Below are 17,273 nucleotides of genomic sequence, written 5' to 3'. Positions count from 1 at the left end.
GGCACGCCGATCGGACGTCACTTCACGTGCGGTCGCAGCTCCGCGAGGCGCCGGAGGAGTTCGCCGACCTCGTTCCAGTCGAGCTTCGCGGACTCGCCGGGCGGGGTGTGGATGCAGACGTTGCCCTCCTCGGTGAGCGACACCTCCAGCGTCCGCCGACGACCCAGGGCGTCCACGCACCCGACGCGAACGCCCTGCCGAACCGTGTTCTCGATCATCGGTCAGACCTCCCCTGTGCCACCGTCACCACCGTCTACCTCGTGATTCGTTCGGACCAACGAGGACGTTACGAATCACTCCTCGCTGTTGCTTAATTCGAGATCGAGCCATCCAGGCGAAGGTCCGTCACGTTCCGTTAACCCGATCAGGTGAATGTTGACGATTCAAGTCACTATGCGTAACAAGCGGCGGTGCTCGTACGACGACGAGTCAACGCGTCCGGCCCGACGCCCACCACCGCCAGCAGGGAGAAGCCGCATGACCACCACCACCTCCACCGCCCGCTGGATCCCCGTCGTCGCGTGGACCCAGGTCGGCCTCGGCTTGGCCGGTCTCCTGGCGGTTGTCCTCTCCCCCACCGCCGCCGTGCTCGTCGGCGCGGTGGTCGCGGTGATCGCCCTGGCCGGCCGCGCCATGGTCCGCGCGTCGCACAAGCTGGACCGGATCCTGGACGAGGAACTCGACCGCTAGCCCCCGTCACGACCGGTCGCGCCACCCACGATCAGGTGACCGTGCGTGGCGTCCGTCGCGGTGAACGTCTCACGCAACGTGAACGGCGTTGGCATCATCGCGGGTGTGGGAGACAAACTCCGCCGCGTGTACGGCACGGGTGACCTGGCCGCGTTACCGGTGTTCGCGGGCGGCTTCATCAACTTCGGCTACTGGCGTGACGTGGACCTGGCCGGCGAGGTCACCGTCGAGCAGCGCGTCGCCACCCAGGAAGCGCTGTACGAGGTCGTCCTGGACGCCCTCGCGGTGCGGGCCGGGGACCGCGTGCTGGAAGTCGGCTCCGGGCGCGGGCTGGGCGCGCGGAGCGTCCTGCGCCGCGATCCCGCCCTGGTCCGCGGCGTGGACCTGGTGCCGGAGCAGGTCGCGCGGGCGGCGGAGGCCAACGACGACCCGCGGGTGGCGTTCGTCCAGGGCTCGTCCGACGACCTCCCGTTCCCCGACGCCTCGTTCGACGCGCTGCTGTCGGTAGAGGCCGCCCAGCACTTCGAGGACGTCCAGGGGTTCGCGCGAGACAGCGCCCGCGTGCTCGCCCCGGGCGGCCGGATCGCCGTCACCACGTTCTTCGCCAGGGCCGAGGGCGCCGGTCCCCGGCTCGCCGAGCTGCTGCGGACGTTCGCCTCCGGCCTCGACCGCGCCCACCCGGTCGACGACGTGCTGCGCGACCTGCGCGAAGCCGGGTTCGCCGACGTCACCGCGCGCAGCATCGGCGAGCACGTGTGGCGCGGCCTGGACCGGTGGCTCGAACTGGGACCGCACCGGGACCGGTGGGACCGCAACTGGTTGCGCGCCGCCGAGCTCGGTCTGGTGGACTACTACCTGGTCACCGCGCGGAAGCCGGCAGGATCGGGTGGGTGAAGACGCACCCGACCGCCGAAGTGCCCGACCCGCTGTTCACCGACGCCGAGGCCGAAGCCCGCTGGCGGGCCCGCTTCACGGCACCGCGCGTGAGCCTGCCCGGGTGGGCCGACGACGCCCCGGACCGCAGCCTGTACCTGTCGAACTCAAGCGGCGTGTGGGAGATCTACTCCTGGGACCGCGCCACCGACACCCACCGCAAGGTCACCGACCGCCCGAACGGCACGTCGCACGGCGCGCTGAGCCCGGACGGCGAGACGATCTGGTGGTTCGCCGACACCGACGGCGACGAGTTCGGCACGTGGGTCAGCGAGCCGTTCAAGCCGGGCGGTGCGCCGGGCGCCGCCGTGGACGGCGTGCCCGCCGGGTACCCGGCCGGGTTGGAGATCGGGCACGAGGTCGTCGCGGTCGGCACGTCCACCGACGACGGCACCGCGGTGTACGTCGCGCGCGGTGGCGGCCCGGCCGAGGTGATCTACGCGCACGAGAACGACGGCGGCGTGTCGGCGTTGTCCAAGGACGAGACGCTGGTGGTGCTGTCGCACTCGGAGCACGGCGACAACCGGCACGCGGCGCTGCGCGTGGTGACCCCGACGGGTGAGAAGGTCACCGAGAAGTGGGACGGGCCGGGCAAGGGGTTGGACGCGATCGCGTTCAGCCCGGTGCGCGGTGACAACCGGCTGCTGGTCGGGCACGAGCGGCGCGGCAAGGACGAGCTGCTGATCTGGGACGTCGCCGCGGACACCGAGACCGAGGTCGTGGTCGACCTGCCCGGCGAGATCAGCGCCGACTGGTACCCGGACGCGCGGTCGCTGCTGGTCGTGCACACGTTCCAGGCGCGCAACACGCTGCACCGCTACGACTTGGAGACCGGTGCCCTGCACGCTTTGGACACTCCGCACGGGACGGTCGGCAGCGCGCACGTGCGGCCGGACGGCGCGGTGGAGTACTCGTGGTCGTCGGCCGCGCGGCCCGGGGTGGTGCGGGTGCTCGACGTGGACGGTGACGAGCGCGTGCTGCTGGAGCCGGCCGGTCACAAGGCGCCGGAGTCGGTGGACCTGACCGATGTGTTCGTGGGGGACGTGCACGCCCTGGTGGCGCGTCCCGCCGGCGCGCCGGACGGTCCGCTGCCGACGGTGTTCCACCTGCACGGCGGACCGCACTCGGCGGACGAGGACCGGTTCTCCGCCTACCGGGCGGTGTGGCTGGACGCCGGGTTCGCCGTGGTGCACGTGAACTACCGCGGTTCGACCGGGTACGGGTCGAAGTGGCGGGACGCGATCGAGGGCCGGCCGGGGTTGACCGAGCTGGAGGACGTGGCGGCGGTGCACGACTGGGCCGTCGAGTCGGGGTTCGCCGACCCGGCGAAGTGCGTGGTCAACGGCGCGTCGTGGGGCGGGTACCTGTCGCTGCTGGCGCTGGGCACGCAGCCGCAGCGGTGGGCGGCCGGTGTCGCGGGCGTGCCGGTGGCGGACTACCTGGCCGCGTACGAGGACGAGATGGAGCCGCTGCGGGCGTTCGACCGGGCGTTGTTCGGCGGGTCACCGGAGGAGCTGCCCGACCGGTACCGCGAGTGCTCGCCGCTGACCTACGTGGACGAGGTGCGCGCGCCCGTGCTGGTGCTGGCGGGTGAGAACGACCCGCGCTGCCCGATCCGCCAGATCGACAACTACCTGGACCGCCTGGCCGCGCGCGGTGCGGCTTACGAGGTGTACCGGTACGACGCCGGGCACGGTTCGCTGGTGGTCGCCGAGACGATCCGGCAGACGGCGGCGGAGGTCGCTTTCGTGCAACGCGTGCTCTAGGGCCGCCGTGCGGCGCGTGCCCTAGGGCCACGGCCGACGGCGGAGCTGCGCAGGCGTCCCCGCCAGGGGGTCCCCTGCTTTCAGGTTACCGACGAGGTCTGACGATTTCGGGGGCCACCGGTGGTCCGGTGGCCCCCGCGAGGCCTGGTCAGGCCCGCCGAGCCGCTCGTGCCAGGCCCGTCGAGCCGCTGGTCAGGCCTGCTGGGCCTGCCACATCCAGTGGGCCTGCTCGAAGTTCTTCGTGATCTCGATCAGCAGGTCCTGGGTGACGAGGTCGGACTTGTCGGTCTCGTCGATCCGGCTGCGCAGCCGCCCGATCAGCTCGGCCAGCGCGGTGACGACCGCGGTGACGACCTGCTCCTCCTTCAACCACCCGCCGGGGAACTCCGGCACGCCCGAGCCCTCGGCCACGGTCTTGGCCTTGCCGTCCGGCGAGATGCCCAGCGCGGCGGCCCGTTCGGCGACCTCGTCGGTGTACGTCCGCGCCGTCGTCACCAGCTCGTCGAGCTGGAGGTGGACGCTGCGGAAGTTCTTGCCGACCACGTTCCAGTGCGCCTGCTTGGCCACCAGCGACAGGTCGACCAGGTCGACCAGCGTGGCCTGCAGCACCCCCGCGACCGACGCCCGGTCGGCGTCGGACAGCGAGCTGGTGATCGGAGACTTCTGAGACTTGCTCATGGGTCTGACGCCTCCTCTAAACGGTGGTCGTGAGAGCCACCTCGATGTTGCCTCGCGTTGCGTTGGAGTAGGGGCAGATCTGGTGCGCCGCGTCGGCCAGCCGGTCGGCCACGGCCTGCTCGACGCCCGGGATGTGCGTCACCAGCTCCACGGCCAGCTGGAAGCCGCCGCTGCCGTTCGGGCCGAGGTCGACCTTCGCGGTCACCGTCGTCTCACCGAGCTGGACCTTGGCCTGCCGGGCGGCGACCTTCAGCGCGCTGTGGAAGCACGCCGCGTACCCGGCCGCGAACAGCTGCTCGGGGTTGGTCTTGTCCCCGCCGGGACCGCCCAGCTCCTTGGGCGTGGCGAGCTGTTCGTCGATCACCCCGTCGGAGGAGCGGACCTCCCCGTTGCGTCCGTCCCCGACAGCGATGGCTTGCGCGGTGTAGAGCACCTGCATGGTGAACGCTCTCCCTTGAGCTGGTGGTGGGCCCGTCGATCAGCCCAACACCCGGCCGAAGCCGAACCACACCCGGTCGTGTGGCAGCTCACGCCCCTCCAACACCTACCCGCTCAGCCCGCCCTCGACACGGCGAACTCGGCCACCTGTCGCCCGATCGTGCGCAGTTGGTCGGCCACCGAGGGCACCGAGCAGCCGCCTTCGAGGTCGAACTCGACCTCGCGCGAGTTCACCGCCGCGCCCAGCGGCGTGGGCCAGCCGCGCAGCGCGTGCACGATCGAGCGCAACGCGGTGAGCGTGGTCACCGACGCCTGCCAGCCCTGGGCGGTCGCCACGCAGCCGACCGCCCGGCCGTCCAGGTAGGGGCGCCCGTCGCCGCGCAGGTCCTCGATGTAGTCCAAGGCGTTCTTGACCAGGCCGGACACCGTGCCGTGGTAGCCCGGTGAGACCAGCACCACGCCGTCGGCGACGCGCAGCGCCTCCACGAGCCGCCGGGCGTTGTCGGTGCGGTCCGGGATGGCCGGGTCGTAGAACGGCAGCACCAGGTCGGGTCCGGACACCTCGACGACCTTCGCGCCGGCGTCCACCGCGCCCTCCAGGGCGATCCTCATCGCGCGCTCGGACTGCGAGTTGGGGCGGAGGGATCCGCCGATGCCCACCACGGTGACCGTCATGTGTCGATCCTGCCACCTGCACCTAACTGGAGGTCCAACGCTCGCCCGAACCCCTACCGACTAGTAACGTGCGTCTCATGTCGAAGCTCGCCGAGTCGCTCCCTCCCGGTGTCCTGGCCGGTGCCCTCCGCTTCGTGTTCGGCCTGCCCACGTCGCTGCGCAGGCTGATCGCCGGCCCTCCCATCACGTTGGACGGACAGCGGCTCCACCCGGAAGCCCAGCTCCTGCTGAAGTTGCAGCAACTCAGCGGCGAGGACTGGCAGACGACCACACCCACCGCCAACCGCAAGGCGCTCAGCCGCAGCAACGCGCTGGTCTGCGGTCCGGTCATCGGCGGTGTGGCGGTGCGCTCGCTGTCGCTGGACGGCGTCGGCGCGCGGTTCTACGAGCCGACCGGGCTGGCCGCCGGCTCGCCGTTGCTGGTCTTCTACCACGGTGGCGGGTGGGTCAGCGGCGACCTGGACAGCCACGACAACCTGTGCCGGTTCCTGGCCGTCGAGGGCGGGGTGCGGGTGCTGTCGGCGGACTACCGGCTGGCGCCGGAGCACCCGTTCCCGGCCGCGACGGACGACGCGCGGGCCGCGTTCGAGTACGCGGTGGCGCACGCCGAGGAGCTGCGGATCGACCCGCGTCGGATCGCGTTGGGCGGTGACAGCGCGGGCGGCAACCTGGCGGCGGTGACCGCGTTGCACGCCGGTGAGGTGAAGCCGGTGTTCCTGCTGCTGTTCTACCCGGCGGTGGACGCGTCGGTGCGGCGGCGGTCGCGGGAGCTGTTCGGCAACGGGTTCTTCCTCACCGACCAGAAGATGGACTGGTTCCTCGACCACTACGCGCCGTCACGCGACACGCACACCGACCCGCGGTTGTCCGTGCTGCTGGCGGAGGACTTGAGCGGGTTGCCGCCGACGTACCTGGCGACGGCCGGGTTCGACCCGTTGCGGGACGAGGGTGAGGCGTTCGCGGAGAAGTTGGCGCGGCAGGGCGTGCCGGTGGTGCTGCGGCGGTACGAGGGGCTGTTCCACGGGTACGCGAACATCCTCGGCGTGGGCGGCGTGTTCCGGGAGGCGGTGGCGGAGGCGGTGGGGTCGCTGCGCACCGGGTTGGCGCTGGCCAACACCAGGCAGGACATCCCCGAGACCGCGTGACGACGGGCCGGTCGCGTGGGGCGACCGGCCCCGCTCCGCCGTTTGCGTGGCAGGAGGGCCGGGAGATCGGTTCGTGGGCGTCGACTCGGAATTGCGGCGACCCGGTGGTGCGCGGCTCGTTAGGATCGGGTTCGTGAAGACGTTCTTCTTCCTCGTCTGACGCGCCCGCCGGCGGGTTGCGCGGACTTTCCCCTCGCCGGCGATGCGGGGCGGTGATCACGCCGCTCCGGGTCGCGACGTGGGAGCGGATCAAGTGATCTCTCGTGGACCGGCGCCCGTGCGCGCCGGGGTTCTGCCGCGTCCTGGCGCCGTCGTCACGACGTGACGGCCGTGCGCCTGGTGGCGCGGACGGTGCGGGGTGTCGAGGGCGTGGTGGCGGCGGAGGTCCGTCGCCGGGGACTGGGTCGGGTCGAGCGGATCGGCCACCGCGAGGTGTGTTTCCGGTGCGCCGACCCGGGTCCGGGCGTGCTCGCCCTCCGCACCGCCGACGACGTGTTCCTGGTGGCCGCCGAGGTCGCCGGGGTTGGCCGTGCGAAGGCCGGTCTCCGTCGGTTGGCCGAGGCGGCCGGGGACGTTCCGGTGTCTTCGCTGCTGGGTGTTCGGGAACGCTGCGGCGGTGGGGTCGTGGGGGCGGGGGTGGACGTTTCGGCGTCGTTCCTGGGTCGCCGCAACTACAGCCGTTACGACGTGGAGGACGCGGTGGGCGTGCCGCTGGCCTCGGTGTCGGGGGGTGTGTACCGGAGCCGGCGGGCGGGCCGCGTGCCGGCGGCGGGTGGTTCGTCGTGGCGGGTGACCATCGTTGACGACCGGGCGTTGCTGGCGCTGCGCGTCGCGGACCGGCCCCTGCACCGCCGGGGCTACCGGGTGGCGTCGCGGCCGGGCAGCCTGCACCCGCCGCTGGCCGCGGCGATGCTGGCCGGGGTGCGTCCGGGTTCGACGGTGCTGGACCCGTTCTGCGGGACGGGGACGATTCCGATCGAGGCGGCGCTGGTGGCCTGGCCCGTTGCGCCGGTTATCCACAACCTGCACATCGTGGCCGGCGACCGTGACCGCGCGGCACTAGCGTCGGCCCTGATCAACGCCGATCGCGCCGCCATGGCCCGAGCCATTCCTACCGCCACACGATTGGGTGAACATCGCCGGAAAATGTACGGAAACACTGTTACCACACCTCGGTTGAAAACCAGCGGAGCGCCGAAACCACCCCCGACCGCCCACCACCCCGATGCCATCCGCTATCCCACCACCGACCCCCTTCCGATCACCTGGGCCACCGCGGACGCCGCCCACCTACCCTTGGCCGACGACACGATCGACCTGGTCGTCACCAACCCACCGTGGTCCCGCCAAGTCCCACCGACCGGCACCCTGGCCCGCGACCCGAGCCGGCTCTGGCACGAACTCCGCCGCGTGCTCCGCCCCGACGGCCGCGCGCTGCTGCTCCTGCCCGACGCCGACGAGCACATCGCCGCCGCGGCACGGGAGGGCCTGGACGTCGTCCGGCGGCGGTCGGTGAGCCTGTCGGGGACGCACCCGGAGGTGGTGGAACTGACGCCGCGCCGGTAGCCCCCGCCCACCCCGCACGCGCCCACCCCGCACGGCCGGTGCGTCCGGTTCGGCTTGTCGTGTGCGCGCGGGGTTCGGGTAACGCGTGCGGGCGGCGGTACATGCGGAGCGGTACGGGTGGAGCGGCGCGTGTGGAGCTGCCCGCTCCGGTTGTGCGGGTGGGAAAGGGACAGGGCCGCCCGGGTTCAGTCGGGCGGCCCTGTCGGGGTGTGCACTATCAGGGGTGCACAGTCTTGGGGACGATCACTTGCCGAAGGCGGCGGCGATCTTGTCGCCGGTCTGCTTGTCGATGTTGCGCCAGTACTCGAACACGCGCTCCAGCACGGGCTCGGACACGCCGTTCGAGGCGTGCGCGATGACGGTCTGCACGAGGCGCTCCCGCTGGCCCTCGTCCATGACCTCGCGGATCAGGGTGCCGGCCTGGCCGAAGTCGTCGTCCTCCGCGTGCAGCTTGTACGCCGAACGGGTGACCGCGTCCTCGACGCCGTACGCCGACGCCACCTCGCCGGACGCCTCGGCGGAAGCGTGCGGGCCGCCGTAGGAGTTGGGCGCGTACACCGGGTCGACGGCGTTGCCGAACCGCATCGCGCCGTCCTTGGAGTACGAGTTCACCGGCGACTTCGGCCGGTTCACCGGCAGCTCGTTGTAGTTCGCGCCGATCCGGTACCGGTGGGCGTCCGGGTAGGAGAAGATCCGGCCGATCAGCATCTTGTCCGGCGACGTGCCGATGCCGGGCACCAGGTTCGTCGGCTCGAACGCGGCCTGCTCGATCTCGGCGAAGTAGTCCGCCGGGTTGCGGTCGAGGACCAGCTTGCCGACCTTGATCAACGGGTAGTCGCCGTGCGGCCACACCTTGGTCAGGTCGAACGGGTTGAAGCGGTACGTCGCGGCGTCCGCGTACGGCATGACCTGGACGTGCAGCGTCCACGACGGGAACTCGCCGCGCTCGATGGCGTGCCACAGGTCGGCGCGGTGCGCGTCGGCGTCCTCGCCGGCGATCCTCGCGGCCTGCTCCGAGGTCAGGTTCTCGATGCCCTGGTCGGTCTTGAAGTGGTACTTGACCCAGAACCTCTCGCCGGCGGCGTTCTCCCACAGGTAGGTGTGCGAGCCGTAGCCGTTCTGGTGCCGCCAGGTCTTCGGGATGCCCCGGTCGCCCATCAGCCACGTCACCTGGTGCGACGTCTGCGGCTGGAGGGTCCAGAAGTCCCACTGCATGTCGTGGTCGCGGCGGCCGGTGTCGGCGCGGCGCTTCTGCGAGCGGATGAAGTCGGGGAACTTGATCGGGTCGCGCAGGAAGAACACCGGGGTGTTGTTGCCGACGAGGTCGTAGTTGCCCTGCGTGGTGTAGAACTTCAGCGCGAAACCGCGGGGGTCGCGCCACGTGTCGGGGGAGCCGAGCTCACCGGCGACGGTGGAGAACCGCAGCAGCGTCTCGGTCTTCACGCCGGGCTGGAACAGCGCCGCCTTGGTGAAGCGGCTGACGTCCTCGGTGGTCTCGAAGTGACCGAACGCACCGCCACCCTTGGCGTGCACGACCCGCTCGGGCACCCGCTCCCGGTTGAACTGGGCGTTCTTCTCGATCAGGTAGTGGTCCTGGAGCAGGATCGGGCCGTTGGCGCCGAGGGTCAGCGAGTGGTCGTCGCTCGCGACCGGGATGCCCGCGTTGTTGGTGGTGTGACGCGCTTCGGTCACGCTGGTAGCTCCTTCTGGTGGGGGGCGGCAGTCAGTGCCCGGGCCCGGAGGCAGTCCGGGCACAGACCCCAGAACAGGACCTCCGCCTCGTCCACGGCGAAGCCGACCGTGTCGGAGGGTTCCAGGCAGGGCGCGGCGCCGTGGACGCAGTCGACGTCCTCGGTCCGGCCGCAGACCCGGCACACGAGGTGGTGGTGGTTGTCGCCGGTCCGCGTCTCGTACCGCGCCGGGTGCCCGGCGGGTTCGATCCGGCGCAACAACCCGGTCCGCGCGCACGCCTTCAGCACGTCGTAGACGGCCTGTGTCGACACGGTGCCCAACCTGGCCCGCACGCCCTCGGCGACCGCGTCGGCCGTGGCGTGCGGGTGTGCGGCGAGCCAGTCGAGGACCGCGAGCCGGGGTGCAGTGATGCGCAGTCCGGCGTCCTTGAGCAGCTGACGGGGTTCTGGGGTCATGGCTCTACCACTCCACCACGCTTTCTGGAACCAGTCAAGAAAACGACAGGTTAAACCTGTTGCCGACGCACGTGAAGATGGGCACGTGAACGTCTCTCACTACCTGGCCGTCCTCCGAACGCCGCGCGTGCCCGGCTTCATGCTGTTGATGCTGCTGGCGCGCGTGCCCCCGACGGCCGCGGGCATGACGATCACCATGCACGTCCTGCTCGCCCTGGACCGGGGTTACGGCGCCGCGGGCCTGGTCGGGGCGGTCAGCACGGTCGGCATCGCGGTGGGCTCGCCGCTGATGGGCCACCTGGTCGACCGGCGCGGGCTGCGCGCCATGCTGGCCCTGTCGGTGGTCACCGAGGGCGTCTTCTGGTTCGTCGCCCCGCTGCTGTCCTACGAGGTGCTGCTCGTCACGTGCTTCGCCACCGGCATCACCGTGATGCCCGTCATGTCGCTCGGCCGCCAGATCCTGACCGCGCTCGTGCCGGACGACCGCAGGCGCACGGCGCTGGCGATGGACTCGATGGCCGTGGAGGTCTCGTTCATGGCCGGGCCCGCGCTGGGCGTGGCGCTCACCACGCAGGCATCGAGCCGGACGGCGATGTGGGCGATCGGCGCGGCCATGGTCCTGATCGGCGCGATCCTGTACGCGGTGAACCCGCCGGTGCGGCACGAGGGCGAGGCCGGCGGCGCGCGGGTGCCCAGGCGGGAGTGGCTGGACGGCAGGCTGCTGGGCGTGCTGATCAGCGCGGGCGGCGCGACGTTCGTGCTGTCGGGCGTCGAGGTGTCGGTGGTGGCGTCGATGCGCGGGCTGGGGCTGACCGGGTGGACCGGCGCGATGATCGTGGTGATGTGCGTGGCGTCGCTGGCCGGCGGTTTCCTCTACGGCGGGCTGACGCGCGTGCCGCCGCTGTGGGCGCTGATGGGCGGCATGGGGTTGCTGGCCGTGCCGATCGGCCTGTTCGGCTGGTCGCCGTGGTGGCTGGCGCTGGCGCTGGTGCCGACGAACTTCCTGTGCGCGCCCACGATCACCGCGACCGGCGAGCTGATCACGAAGTACGCGCCGGTGTCCGCGCGCGGCGTGGCGATGGGCTTGCAGAGCTCGGCGTTCACGCTGGGCGTCGCGGTGGGCGCGCCGGTCACCGGTTTCGTGATCGACCACTCGTCGCCTGGGTGGGGCTTCGCGGTGGCGGGCGTCGGCGCGGTCGTGGTCGCGGCGGGCACGGTGGTGCTCGACGGCCGCGTCCGCGCTTCACACCAGGTCGCGTAGCGCCTGGTAGAGGCGGTCGATGCCGGGGCGGGCGCGGGCGTAGTGGCGGACCGCGTCGGGGTCGGGCGGGATCGTCTTCACGGGTTTGATCAGGTCGGCGGCGACGGTCAGCGACCCGATCTCGCCCAGGGCCCGCCAGGCGACCAGGGCCGCGCCGACGCCGGAGCCCTCGCTGTCGTCGGCCAGTTCCAGCGGCAGGCCCAGCGCGGACGCCAGCACGGTCGCCCACAGGTCGCTGCGGAACGCGCCGCCGGTCACGCGGACCGCGTGCACGTCGGCCACCGACCGCACCGCGTCCAGCACCAGCGCCAACTGCTGCGACACGCCCTCGACCAGCGCGCGGGTGATCTCCGCGCGCCCGTGCTCGCGCCGCAGGCCGATCACCGCCGACGTCGCGTCCGCGTCCCACCACGGAGCGCGCTCGCCGAGCAGGTACGGCAACGCGGTGACGCCGGCCGCGCCCACGGGCACCTCGGCGGCTTCGTCCAGCAGGGTCACGAGGTCGGCGCCGAACGCCTCGGCCGCCCACTGCGCGACCACGCCGCCGTTGCTGACGGCCCCGCCGAGCACCCACAGCCCTTCGGCGATGGCGTAGCAGAACACCCGGCCCCGCTCGTCCACGGCGGGTCGGTCGCGGACCACGCGCAGCGCGCCGCTGGTGCCGAGCGACACGGCCGCCACACCGGGCAGGACGGCGCCGACGCCGAGGTTCGCCATCGGCCCGTCACCGCCGCCGAGCACGACCGGGGTGCCGGCGGGCAGGCCGGGGACGTCCAGCGTCAGCGGGAACGAGTCGACCGGCGCGCACAGCCGCGGCAGCTGGTCGGCGCGGACACCGGCGAAGTCCAGCGCGTCGGGGTGCCAGTCCAGCGATTCGAGGTCCATCAAGCCGGTCGCGGACGCCGTGGAGTGCTCGGTCGCCGGCACACCGGTCAGCTGGAGCGCCACGAAGTCCTTCAGGCCGCACCAGCGCGCCGCCGTGAACGACTGCTCCTTGAACCACGCCAGCTTCACCAGCGGCGACATGGTGTGGATCGGGGTGCCGGTGGCGCGGTGCAGCGCGATGCCCTCGGCCGTGCCGCGCAACCGCGCCGTCTGCTCCACCGCGCGGTTGTCCGCCCACGACAACGACGGCGTGACGGGCGTGCCCGAGGGGTCCAACCCCACCAGGGTGTGCATCGCGCCGGTCAACGACAGCGCCCGCACCACGTGCCCCTGCGCCGCGACCTCGCGCAACGCCCGCAGCGCCGCGTCCCACACCTCGACGGGGTCGTGGGTCGCCTCACCGGAGGGCGTGGTGCGCATCGGGTAGCCGTGCTCCGCCGATGCCACCACGCCCGCGTTCCGGTCCACCGCGATGACCTTGGTCGACGTCGTACCGAGGTCGATCGCGAGCACTACGTCCACCATGGGGTGAAATCTACAGCCGGCCCGCCAGCTCCTCGGCGATCTCGTAGGTGTTCAGCGCCGCACCCTTGCGCAGGTTGTCGCCGCACACGAAGAAGTCCAGCGTGTTCGGGAAGTCCAGCGCCTGGCGCACCCGGCCGACGTAGGTCGGGTCGCCGCCCACGACGTCCGCGGGCGTCGGGAACCGCTTCGCCGCCGGGTCGTCCACCAGCACGATCGACGGCTGCGCGTCGAAGATCTTGTGCGCCTGCTCGACGGTGACCTCGCGGGCGAACGTGGCGTGCACCGCCAGCGAGTGCGTGGTCACCACGGGCACGCGCACGCAGGTCGCGGACACCTTCAGCTCCGGGATGCCCAGGATCTTGCGGGACTCGTTGCGGACCTTCAGCTCCTCGCTGGTCCACCCGTCGTCCTTCAAGGACCCCGCCCACGGCACCACGTTCAACGCCAGCGGGGCGGGGAACGGCGAGTCGGACACCGGCAGCCCGGCGGCCTCCAGCGTCTCCCGCACGTCGCCCGCGCGCACGCCGACCTCCTTGCCCGCCAACGCCGAGGTCTCCGCGTACAGCCGGTCGATCGCCGCCTGCCCGCCGCCCGACGCCGCCTGGTAGGACGCCACGACCAGCTCGCGCAGCTCGAACTCCCGGTGCAGGGCGCCCAGCGCGGCCATCATGGACAACGTCGTGCAGTTCGGGTTCGCGATGATCCCCTTGGGACGCTCGCCGATCCGGTCCGCGTTCACCTCGGGCACCACCAGCGGCACCTCGGGGTCCATCCGGAACGCGCCCGAGTTGTCCACCGCGACCGCGCCCTTGGCCGCGGCGATCGGCGCCCACTCGGCCGAGACCTCGTCCGGCACGTCGAACATGGCGATGTGGACGCCGTCGAACGCCTCGGGCGACAGCGCGACCACGGTCAGCTCCTCACCGCGCACGGTGATCTTCTTGCCCGCCGAGCGCGCGGACGCGATCAGCCGGATCTCACCCCACGGCACGGACTCCCGGCCGTTGATGATGTCGATCATGACGGTGCCCACCGCGCCCGTCGCGCCCACCAGGGCCAGCACCGGCCCCTGCGGGACGATCACACCTGAAGCCTCGCTCATCGTCCACTCCCCGCGTACACCACGGCTTCTTCGTCGCCGCCGAGCTCGAACGCGTCGTGCAGCGCGCGCACGGCGTCGTCGAGCTGCGTGTCGCGGCAGATGACCGAGATCCGGATCTCCGAGGTGGAGATGATCTCGATGTTGACGCCCGCCGCGGCCAGCGCCTCGCAGAACTGCGCGGTCACGCCGGGGTGCGAGCGCATGCCGGCGCCGACCAGCGACACCTTGCCCACGTGGTCGTCGTAGAGCACCTGGTCGAAGCCGATCTCCTCGCGCGCCTTCTCCAACGCGGCGACCGCGCGCGGCCCGTCGTCCTTCGGCAGGGTGAACGTCACGTCGGTGCGGCCGGACACGGCCTGCGAGACGTTCTGCACGACCATGTCGATGTCGAGCTCCGCCTCGGCCACGACGCGGAAGATCCGCGCCGCCATGCCGGGCAGGTCGGGCACCGCGGTCACGGTCACCTTGGCCTCGGACCGGTCGTGCGCGACGCCGGTGATCATCGCCTGTTCCACGGGAAGGTCCTCCACTGACCCGGACACGATGGTCCCGGGCTTGTTGCTGAACGAAGATCGGACGTGCACCGGGACGCCGTAGCGGCGGGCGTACTCGACGCAGCGCAGCATGAGCACCTTGGCCCCGCTCGCCGCCATCTCGAGCATCTCCTCGTAGGTGATGGTCTCCAGCCGCTTGGCGTTCGGCACGATGCGCGGGTCGGCGGTGAACACGCCGTCCACGTCGGTGTAGATCTCGCAGACGTCGGCCTTCAGCGCCGCCGCCAACGCCACCGCGGTGGTGTCGGTGCCGCCGCGGCCGAGCGTGGTGATCTCCTTGCTGTCCTGGCTGACGCCCTGGAAACCCGCGACGATCGCGATGGCGCCCTCGGACAGCGCGTCCTGGATGCGGCTGGGCGTCACGTCGATGATGCGCGCCTTGCCGTGCACGGACGTGGTGATCACGCCGGCCTGCGAGCCGGTGTAGGAGCGCGCCTCGGCGCCCAGCGAGCTGATCGCCATCGCCAGCAACGACATGGAGATGCGCTCACCGGACGTGAGCAGCATGTCCATCTCGCGGGCGGGCGGCACCGGGGACACCTGGCGGGCGAGGTCGAGCAGCTCGTCGGTCGTGTCGCCCATCGCGGACACGGCGACGACGACCTCGTTGCCCGCTTTGCGGGTCGCGACGATGCGCTCGGCCACCCGTTTGATCCGCTCGGCGCTCCCGACCGAGGAACCGCCGTACTTCTGGACGACGAGCGCCACAGACCCACTCCTCCCAGGTGCTTCAAGCCCAGCTCACCGGGGAGACTACCTGGCCCGAGGAGTGGACAGCGGTCGCCGTGACGCCCACTACCCTCGACCCCGTGTCGACCCTGGAGGCCGTTCGCGTGGACCCCGACGACGCGCCCCGCGCGCGTGGACGGCTGGCGGGCGTGGCCAGACACCGGGTCACCGTCCTGCTGGCGCCCGCCGTGCTCTACCTGGCCGTGCGCGAACTCGGGCTGCTCGTGCTGCAACTGATGGCGGCGCGGTGGGACAAGGACGTCACCAGGGCGCTCACGTCGTGGGACGGGCAGTGGTTCCTGGGCATCGCCGAGGGCGGCTACGGCGACGTGCCGGAGTGGCTGGTGGACGCGTTCGGGCGGCGGACCGCGGAGACGCCGCTGGCGTTCTTCCCCGGCTACCCGACGCTGGTGCGGTGGGTCGACGGGCTGCCCGGCGTGCCGACGGTCGGCGCGGCGTTCGCGGTGAGCCTGGTCAGCGGCGTGTGCTGCGCCTACGGCCTGGCGCGGCTGGGCACGCGGGTGTTCGACGGGTCGCGGCGGGCCGGGCTGGTGCTGGTGGTGCTGTTCGCGGCGTCGCCGATGGCGGTGGCGCTGTCCATGACCTACTCCGAGGCGACGTTCTGCGCGCTGGCCGTGTGGTCGCTCGTGGGCGTGGTGGAGCGGCGCTGGGTGTTGGCGGGCGTGTGCTGCGCGGCGGCGGGGCTGGTGCGGCCGACGGCGGCGGCGCTGGTCCTGGCGGTGTGCGCGGCGGCGGCCGTGGCGGTGTGGCACCGCCGGGACGACTGGCGGGCGTGGGTCGGCGGGCTGGTCGCGCCGCTCGGGCTGCTCGGCTACCTCGGGTACGTGGCGCTGCGCACCGGGCGGTGGGACGGCTGGTTCGCCGTGCAGCGGATCGGGTGGGACTCCCGGTTCGACGGCGGCGCGGCCACCGGGAAGTTCGCGCTGCTCATCCTGGGTGACCCGAGGTCGGTGCTGGAGCTGACCACGGTGTGGCTGCTGGTGGTGGCGCTGGCGCTGGTGGTGCTGAGCTTCCGGCGCCGGTTGGCGTGGCCGCTGGTCGTCTACGGCGTCGGCGTGCTCGCCATGGACCTGGGGTCGAACGGCCTGATGAACTCGAAGGCGCGGCTGCTGCTGCCCGCGTTCACGCTGCTGGTACCGGTCGCGGTGGCGCTGGCGCGGCGGCGGACGAGCACGGTGGTGGCGGTGCTGGTGGGTGTTTCGGTGTTCAGCGCGTGGTTCGGCGCGTACGCCATCACGGCTTGGCAGTATGCGATCTGATGGAACTCAACGACCTGATCGCACGGCGCTGGAGCCCGCGGGCGTTCGACGGCACGGCCGAGGTGTCGCCGGACACCGTGCGCGTGCTGCTGGAAGCGGCCCGCTGGGCGGCCTCGCACGGCAACACGCAACCCGCCCGCTTCCTCGTCGGGTACCGCGGCGACGACACGTTCGAGCGAATCTTCGCTGCGCTGCGGCCCGGTAACCGGACGTGGGCCGGGCGGGCGTCGGTGCTGCTCGTCGGCGCGGTGGCCGAGTCCGACGAGCGCGGTCCGGTGCCGAACACCGAGTTCGCGCTGGGCCTGGCGGTGCAGAACCTGGTGTTGCAGGCGGTGGAGTCGGGCCTGGTCACGCACCAGATCGGCGGGTTCTCGCCGGACGCGGTGCGGGAGGCGTTCGGGCTGCCCGACCACGTGCGGCCGGTCGTGGTGGTCGCGGTCGGCCTGCTCGGCGACGACGCGGACCTGCCCGAGGACCTGCGTGCCCGGGAACGGCGGCCGCGGGTGCGCAAGCCGCTGTCCGAGACCGCGTTCACGGGTCGGTGGGGCCGGCCCGCCTTCCCCGGCTCAGGCGAGGCGGCGGACGAGCCTGACCACGAGTGAGCGCGCGACCAGCCAGAACAGCGCCGCCAAGCCGTGGTTGACCAGCACGCGCAGCTTGGCGTCCTCGGGCGTGAAGAGGTCGCGGAACCCGAGCGCGAGCCGATCGGCCCAGGTCGCGACCGTGGTCGTGATCGAGTTGCCGGGGTTCGCGCCGCCCACCGTCAGCAGCACGTGGGCGACCAGGACCACCGCGCACAGCAGCCCCGCCCAGCCGAGCACTCCCGCCACGACCGAGACGACCTTCGTGCGCACCGAGCGGTCCGCGGTCCGGTGTTCAGCCATGACGGGAGTGTGGCA

Annotated in this window: 18 protein-coding genes; 8 read left to right on the top strand and 10 right to left on the bottom strand. The window is 72.0% G+C overall.

The window, feature by feature from the left end:
• Positions 1-17: 17 nt before the first annotated feature.
• On the bottom strand, positions 18-218 hold the full coding sequence (locus ACYVLT_RS32555; RefSeq protein ID WP_360454680.1) for a hypothetical protein: 201 nt from the start codon (positions 216-218) through the stop codon (positions 18-20).
• 259 nt (positions 219-477) lie between these two features.
• Here ACYVLT_RS32555 and ACYVLT_RS32550 point away from each other — a divergent pair, with 259 nt between their 5' ends.
• From ACYVLT_RS32550 to ACYVLT_RS32540, 3 genes are all read left to right on the top strand, one after another.
• Positions 478-690: a hypothetical protein gene (locus ACYVLT_RS32550; RefSeq protein ID WP_461123964.1), complete on the top strand. Its 213-nt coding sequence runs from the start codon at positions 478-480 to the stop codon at positions 688-690.
• 105 nt (positions 691-795) lie between these two features.
• Positions 796-1,584, top strand: coding sequence for a class I SAM-dependent methyltransferase (locus ACYVLT_RS32545; RefSeq protein WP_461123963.1), 789 nt, complete (start codon positions 796-798; stop codon positions 1,582-1,584).
• A complete protein-coding gene (locus ACYVLT_RS32540; RefSeq protein WP_461123962.1) occupies positions 1,581-3,389 on the top strand; it encodes a prolyl oligopeptidase family serine peptidase in 1,809 nt (602 codons plus the stop codon). The genes ACYVLT_RS32545 and ACYVLT_RS32540 overlap by 4 nt, the downstream gene beginning before the upstream one ends.
• Positions 3,390-3,581: 192 nt before the next feature.
• Here the strand turns inward: ACYVLT_RS32540 and ACYVLT_RS32535 are convergent, their stop codons facing one another.
• From ACYVLT_RS32535 to ACYVLT_RS32525, 3 genes are all read right to left on the bottom strand, one after another.
• Entirely contained in the window at positions 3,582-4,067 is a 486-nt protein-coding gene (locus ACYVLT_RS32535; RefSeq protein WP_461123961.1) for a Dps family protein, read from the bottom strand.
• Between the two features lie 16 nt (positions 4,068-4,083).
• The gene (locus ACYVLT_RS32530; protein ID WP_461123960.1) at positions 4,084-4,506 is read right to left on the bottom strand and encodes an organic hydroperoxide resistance protein; all 423 of its coding nucleotides are present in this window, start codon (positions 4,504-4,506) and stop codon (positions 4,084-4,086) included.
• Positions 4,507-4,619: 113 nt separating this feature from the next.
• Positions 4,620-5,180: an NADPH-dependent FMN reductase gene (locus ACYVLT_RS32525; protein ID WP_461123959.1), complete on the bottom strand. Its 561-nt coding sequence runs from the start codon at positions 5,178-5,180 to the stop codon at positions 4,620-4,622.
• 77 nt (positions 5,181-5,257) lie between these two features.
• Between ACYVLT_RS32525 and ACYVLT_RS32520 the strand changes: the two genes are divergently transcribed.
• Both ACYVLT_RS32520 and ACYVLT_RS32515 read left to right on the top strand, forming a co-directional pair.
• Positions 5,258-6,325 carry an alpha/beta hydrolase gene (locus ACYVLT_RS32520; RefSeq protein ID WP_461123958.1) on the top strand — a complete coding sequence of 356 codons (1,068 nt, stop codon included), beginning with the start codon at positions 5,258-5,260 and terminating at the stop codon, positions 6,323-6,325.
• 321 nt (positions 6,326-6,646) lie between these two features.
• Positions 6,647-7,891 carry a methyltransferase domain-containing protein gene (locus ACYVLT_RS32515; protein ID WP_461123957.1) on the top strand — a complete coding sequence of 415 codons (1,245 nt, stop codon included), beginning with the start codon at positions 6,647-6,649 and terminating at the stop codon, positions 7,889-7,891.
• A gap of 243 nt (positions 7,892-8,134) precedes the next feature.
• Here the strand turns inward: ACYVLT_RS32515 and ACYVLT_RS32510 are convergent, their stop codons facing one another.
• Both ACYVLT_RS32510 and ACYVLT_RS32505 read right to left on the bottom strand, forming a co-directional pair.
• Entirely contained in the window at positions 8,135-9,583 is a 1,449-nt protein-coding gene (locus ACYVLT_RS32510; protein ID WP_461123956.1) for a catalase, read from the bottom strand.
• Positions 9,580-10,038, bottom strand: coding sequence for a Fur family transcriptional regulator (locus tag ACYVLT_RS32505; RefSeq protein ID WP_461123955.1), 459 nt, complete (start codon positions 10,036-10,038; stop codon positions 9,580-9,582). Before ACYVLT_RS32505 ends, ACYVLT_RS32510 begins: the two co-directional genes overlap by 4 nt.
• A gap of 85 nt (positions 10,039-10,123) precedes the next feature.
• Between ACYVLT_RS32505 and ACYVLT_RS32500 the strand changes: the two genes are divergently transcribed.
• On the top strand, positions 10,124-11,299 hold the full coding sequence (locus tag ACYVLT_RS32500; protein WP_461123954.1) for an MFS transporter: 1,176 nt from the start codon (positions 10,124-10,126) through the stop codon (positions 11,297-11,299).
• On the opposite strand, the gene ACYVLT_RS32495 is transcribed toward ACYVLT_RS32500, so the two are convergent.
• The 3 genes from ACYVLT_RS32495 to ACYVLT_RS32485 are packed head-to-tail and all read right to left on the bottom strand — an operon-like array spanning position 11,282 to position 15,073.
• Complete coding sequence (locus ACYVLT_RS32495; protein ID WP_461123953.1) at positions 11,282-12,709, bottom strand: gluconokinase; 1,428 nt, start codon at positions 12,707-12,709, stop codon at positions 11,282-11,284. The genes ACYVLT_RS32500 and ACYVLT_RS32495 overlap by 18 nt on opposite strands.
• Before the next feature lie 10 nt (positions 12,710-12,719).
• Positions 12,720-13,811 carry an aspartate-semialdehyde dehydrogenase gene (locus tag ACYVLT_RS32490; RefSeq protein ID WP_461123952.1) on the bottom strand — a complete coding sequence of 364 codons (1,092 nt, stop codon included), beginning with the start codon at positions 13,809-13,811 and terminating at the stop codon, positions 12,720-12,722.
• Positions 13,808-15,073 (bottom strand): aspartate kinase, encoded by a 1,266-nt coding sequence (locus ACYVLT_RS32485; RefSeq protein ID WP_461123951.1) that lies wholly within the window; start codon positions 15,071-15,073, stop codon positions 13,808-13,810. The genes ACYVLT_RS32490 and ACYVLT_RS32485 overlap by 4 nt, the downstream gene beginning before the upstream one ends.
• Positions 15,074-15,174: 101 nt before the next feature.
• Between ACYVLT_RS32485 and ACYVLT_RS32480 the strand changes: the two genes are divergently transcribed.
• Together ACYVLT_RS32480 and ACYVLT_RS32475 are read left to right on the top strand one after the other, a co-directional pair.
• The gene (locus tag ACYVLT_RS32480; RefSeq protein WP_461123950.1) at positions 15,175-16,374 is read left to right on the top strand and encodes a glycosyltransferase 87 family protein; all 1,200 of its coding nucleotides are present in this window, start codon (positions 15,175-15,177) and stop codon (positions 16,372-16,374) included.
• The gene (locus ACYVLT_RS32475; RefSeq protein ID WP_461123949.1) at positions 16,374-16,976 is read left to right on the top strand and encodes a nitroreductase family protein; all 603 of its coding nucleotides are present in this window, start codon (positions 16,374-16,376) and stop codon (positions 16,974-16,976) included. The genes ACYVLT_RS32480 and ACYVLT_RS32475 overlap by 1 nt, the downstream gene beginning before the upstream one ends.
• Here ACYVLT_RS32475 and ACYVLT_RS32470 read toward each other — a convergent pair.
• Entirely contained in the window at positions 16,941-17,258 is a 318-nt protein-coding gene (locus tag ACYVLT_RS32470; protein ID WP_461123948.1) for a hypothetical protein, read from the bottom strand. The two genes, ACYVLT_RS32475 and ACYVLT_RS32470, sit on opposite strands and share 36 nt — an antisense overlap.
• Between the last annotated feature and the right edge of the window lie 15 nt (positions 17,259-17,273).

The sequence above is a fragment of the Saccharothrix stipae genome, assembly GCF_054781895.1.
Note: the sequence above shows the minus strand (reverse complement) of the source record. Positions and strands in the feature narration are given on the sequence as shown.

Coding starts and splice junctions, on each gene's coding strand:
- ACYVLT_RS32520 (WP_461123958.1), top strand. CDS start 5,258: ATGTCGAAGCTCGCCGAGTCGCTCCCTCCCGGTGTCCTGGCCGGTGCC.
- ACYVLT_RS32530 (WP_461123960.1), bottom strand. CDS start 4,506: ATGCAGGTGCTCTACACCGCGCAAGCCATCGCTGTCGGGGACGGACGC.
- ACYVLT_RS32505 (WP_461123955.1), bottom strand. CDS start 10,038: ATGACCCCAGAACCCCGTCAGCTGCTCAAGGACGCCGGACTGCGCATC.
- ACYVLT_RS32490 (WP_461123952.1), bottom strand. CDS start 13,811: ATGAGCGAGGCTTCAGGTGTGATCGTCCCGCAGGGGCCGGTGCTGGCC.
- ACYVLT_RS32555 (WP_360454680.1), bottom strand. CDS start 218: ATGATCGAGAACACGGTTCGGCAGGGCGTTCGCGTCGGGTGCGTGGAC.
- ACYVLT_RS32525 (WP_461123959.1), bottom strand. CDS start 5,180: ATGACGGTCACCGTGGTGGGCATCGGCGGATCCCTCCGCCCCAACTCG.
- ACYVLT_RS32495 (WP_461123953.1), bottom strand. CDS start 12,709: ATGGTGGACGTAGTGCTCGCGATCGACCTCGGTACGACGTCGACCAAG.
- ACYVLT_RS32550 (WP_461123964.1), top strand. CDS start 478: ATGACCACCACCACCTCCACCGCCCGCTGGATCCCCGTCGTCGCGTGG.
- ACYVLT_RS32475 (WP_461123949.1), top strand. CDS start 16,374: ATGGAACTCAACGACCTGATCGCACGGCGCTGGAGCCCGCGGGCGTTC.
- ACYVLT_RS32470 (WP_461123948.1), bottom strand. CDS start 17,258: ATGGCTGAACACCGGACCGCGGACCGCTCGGTGCGCACGAAGGTCGTC.
- ACYVLT_RS32535 (WP_461123961.1), bottom strand. CDS start 4,067: ATGAGCAAGTCTCAGAAGTCTCCGATCACCAGCTCGCTGTCCGACGCC.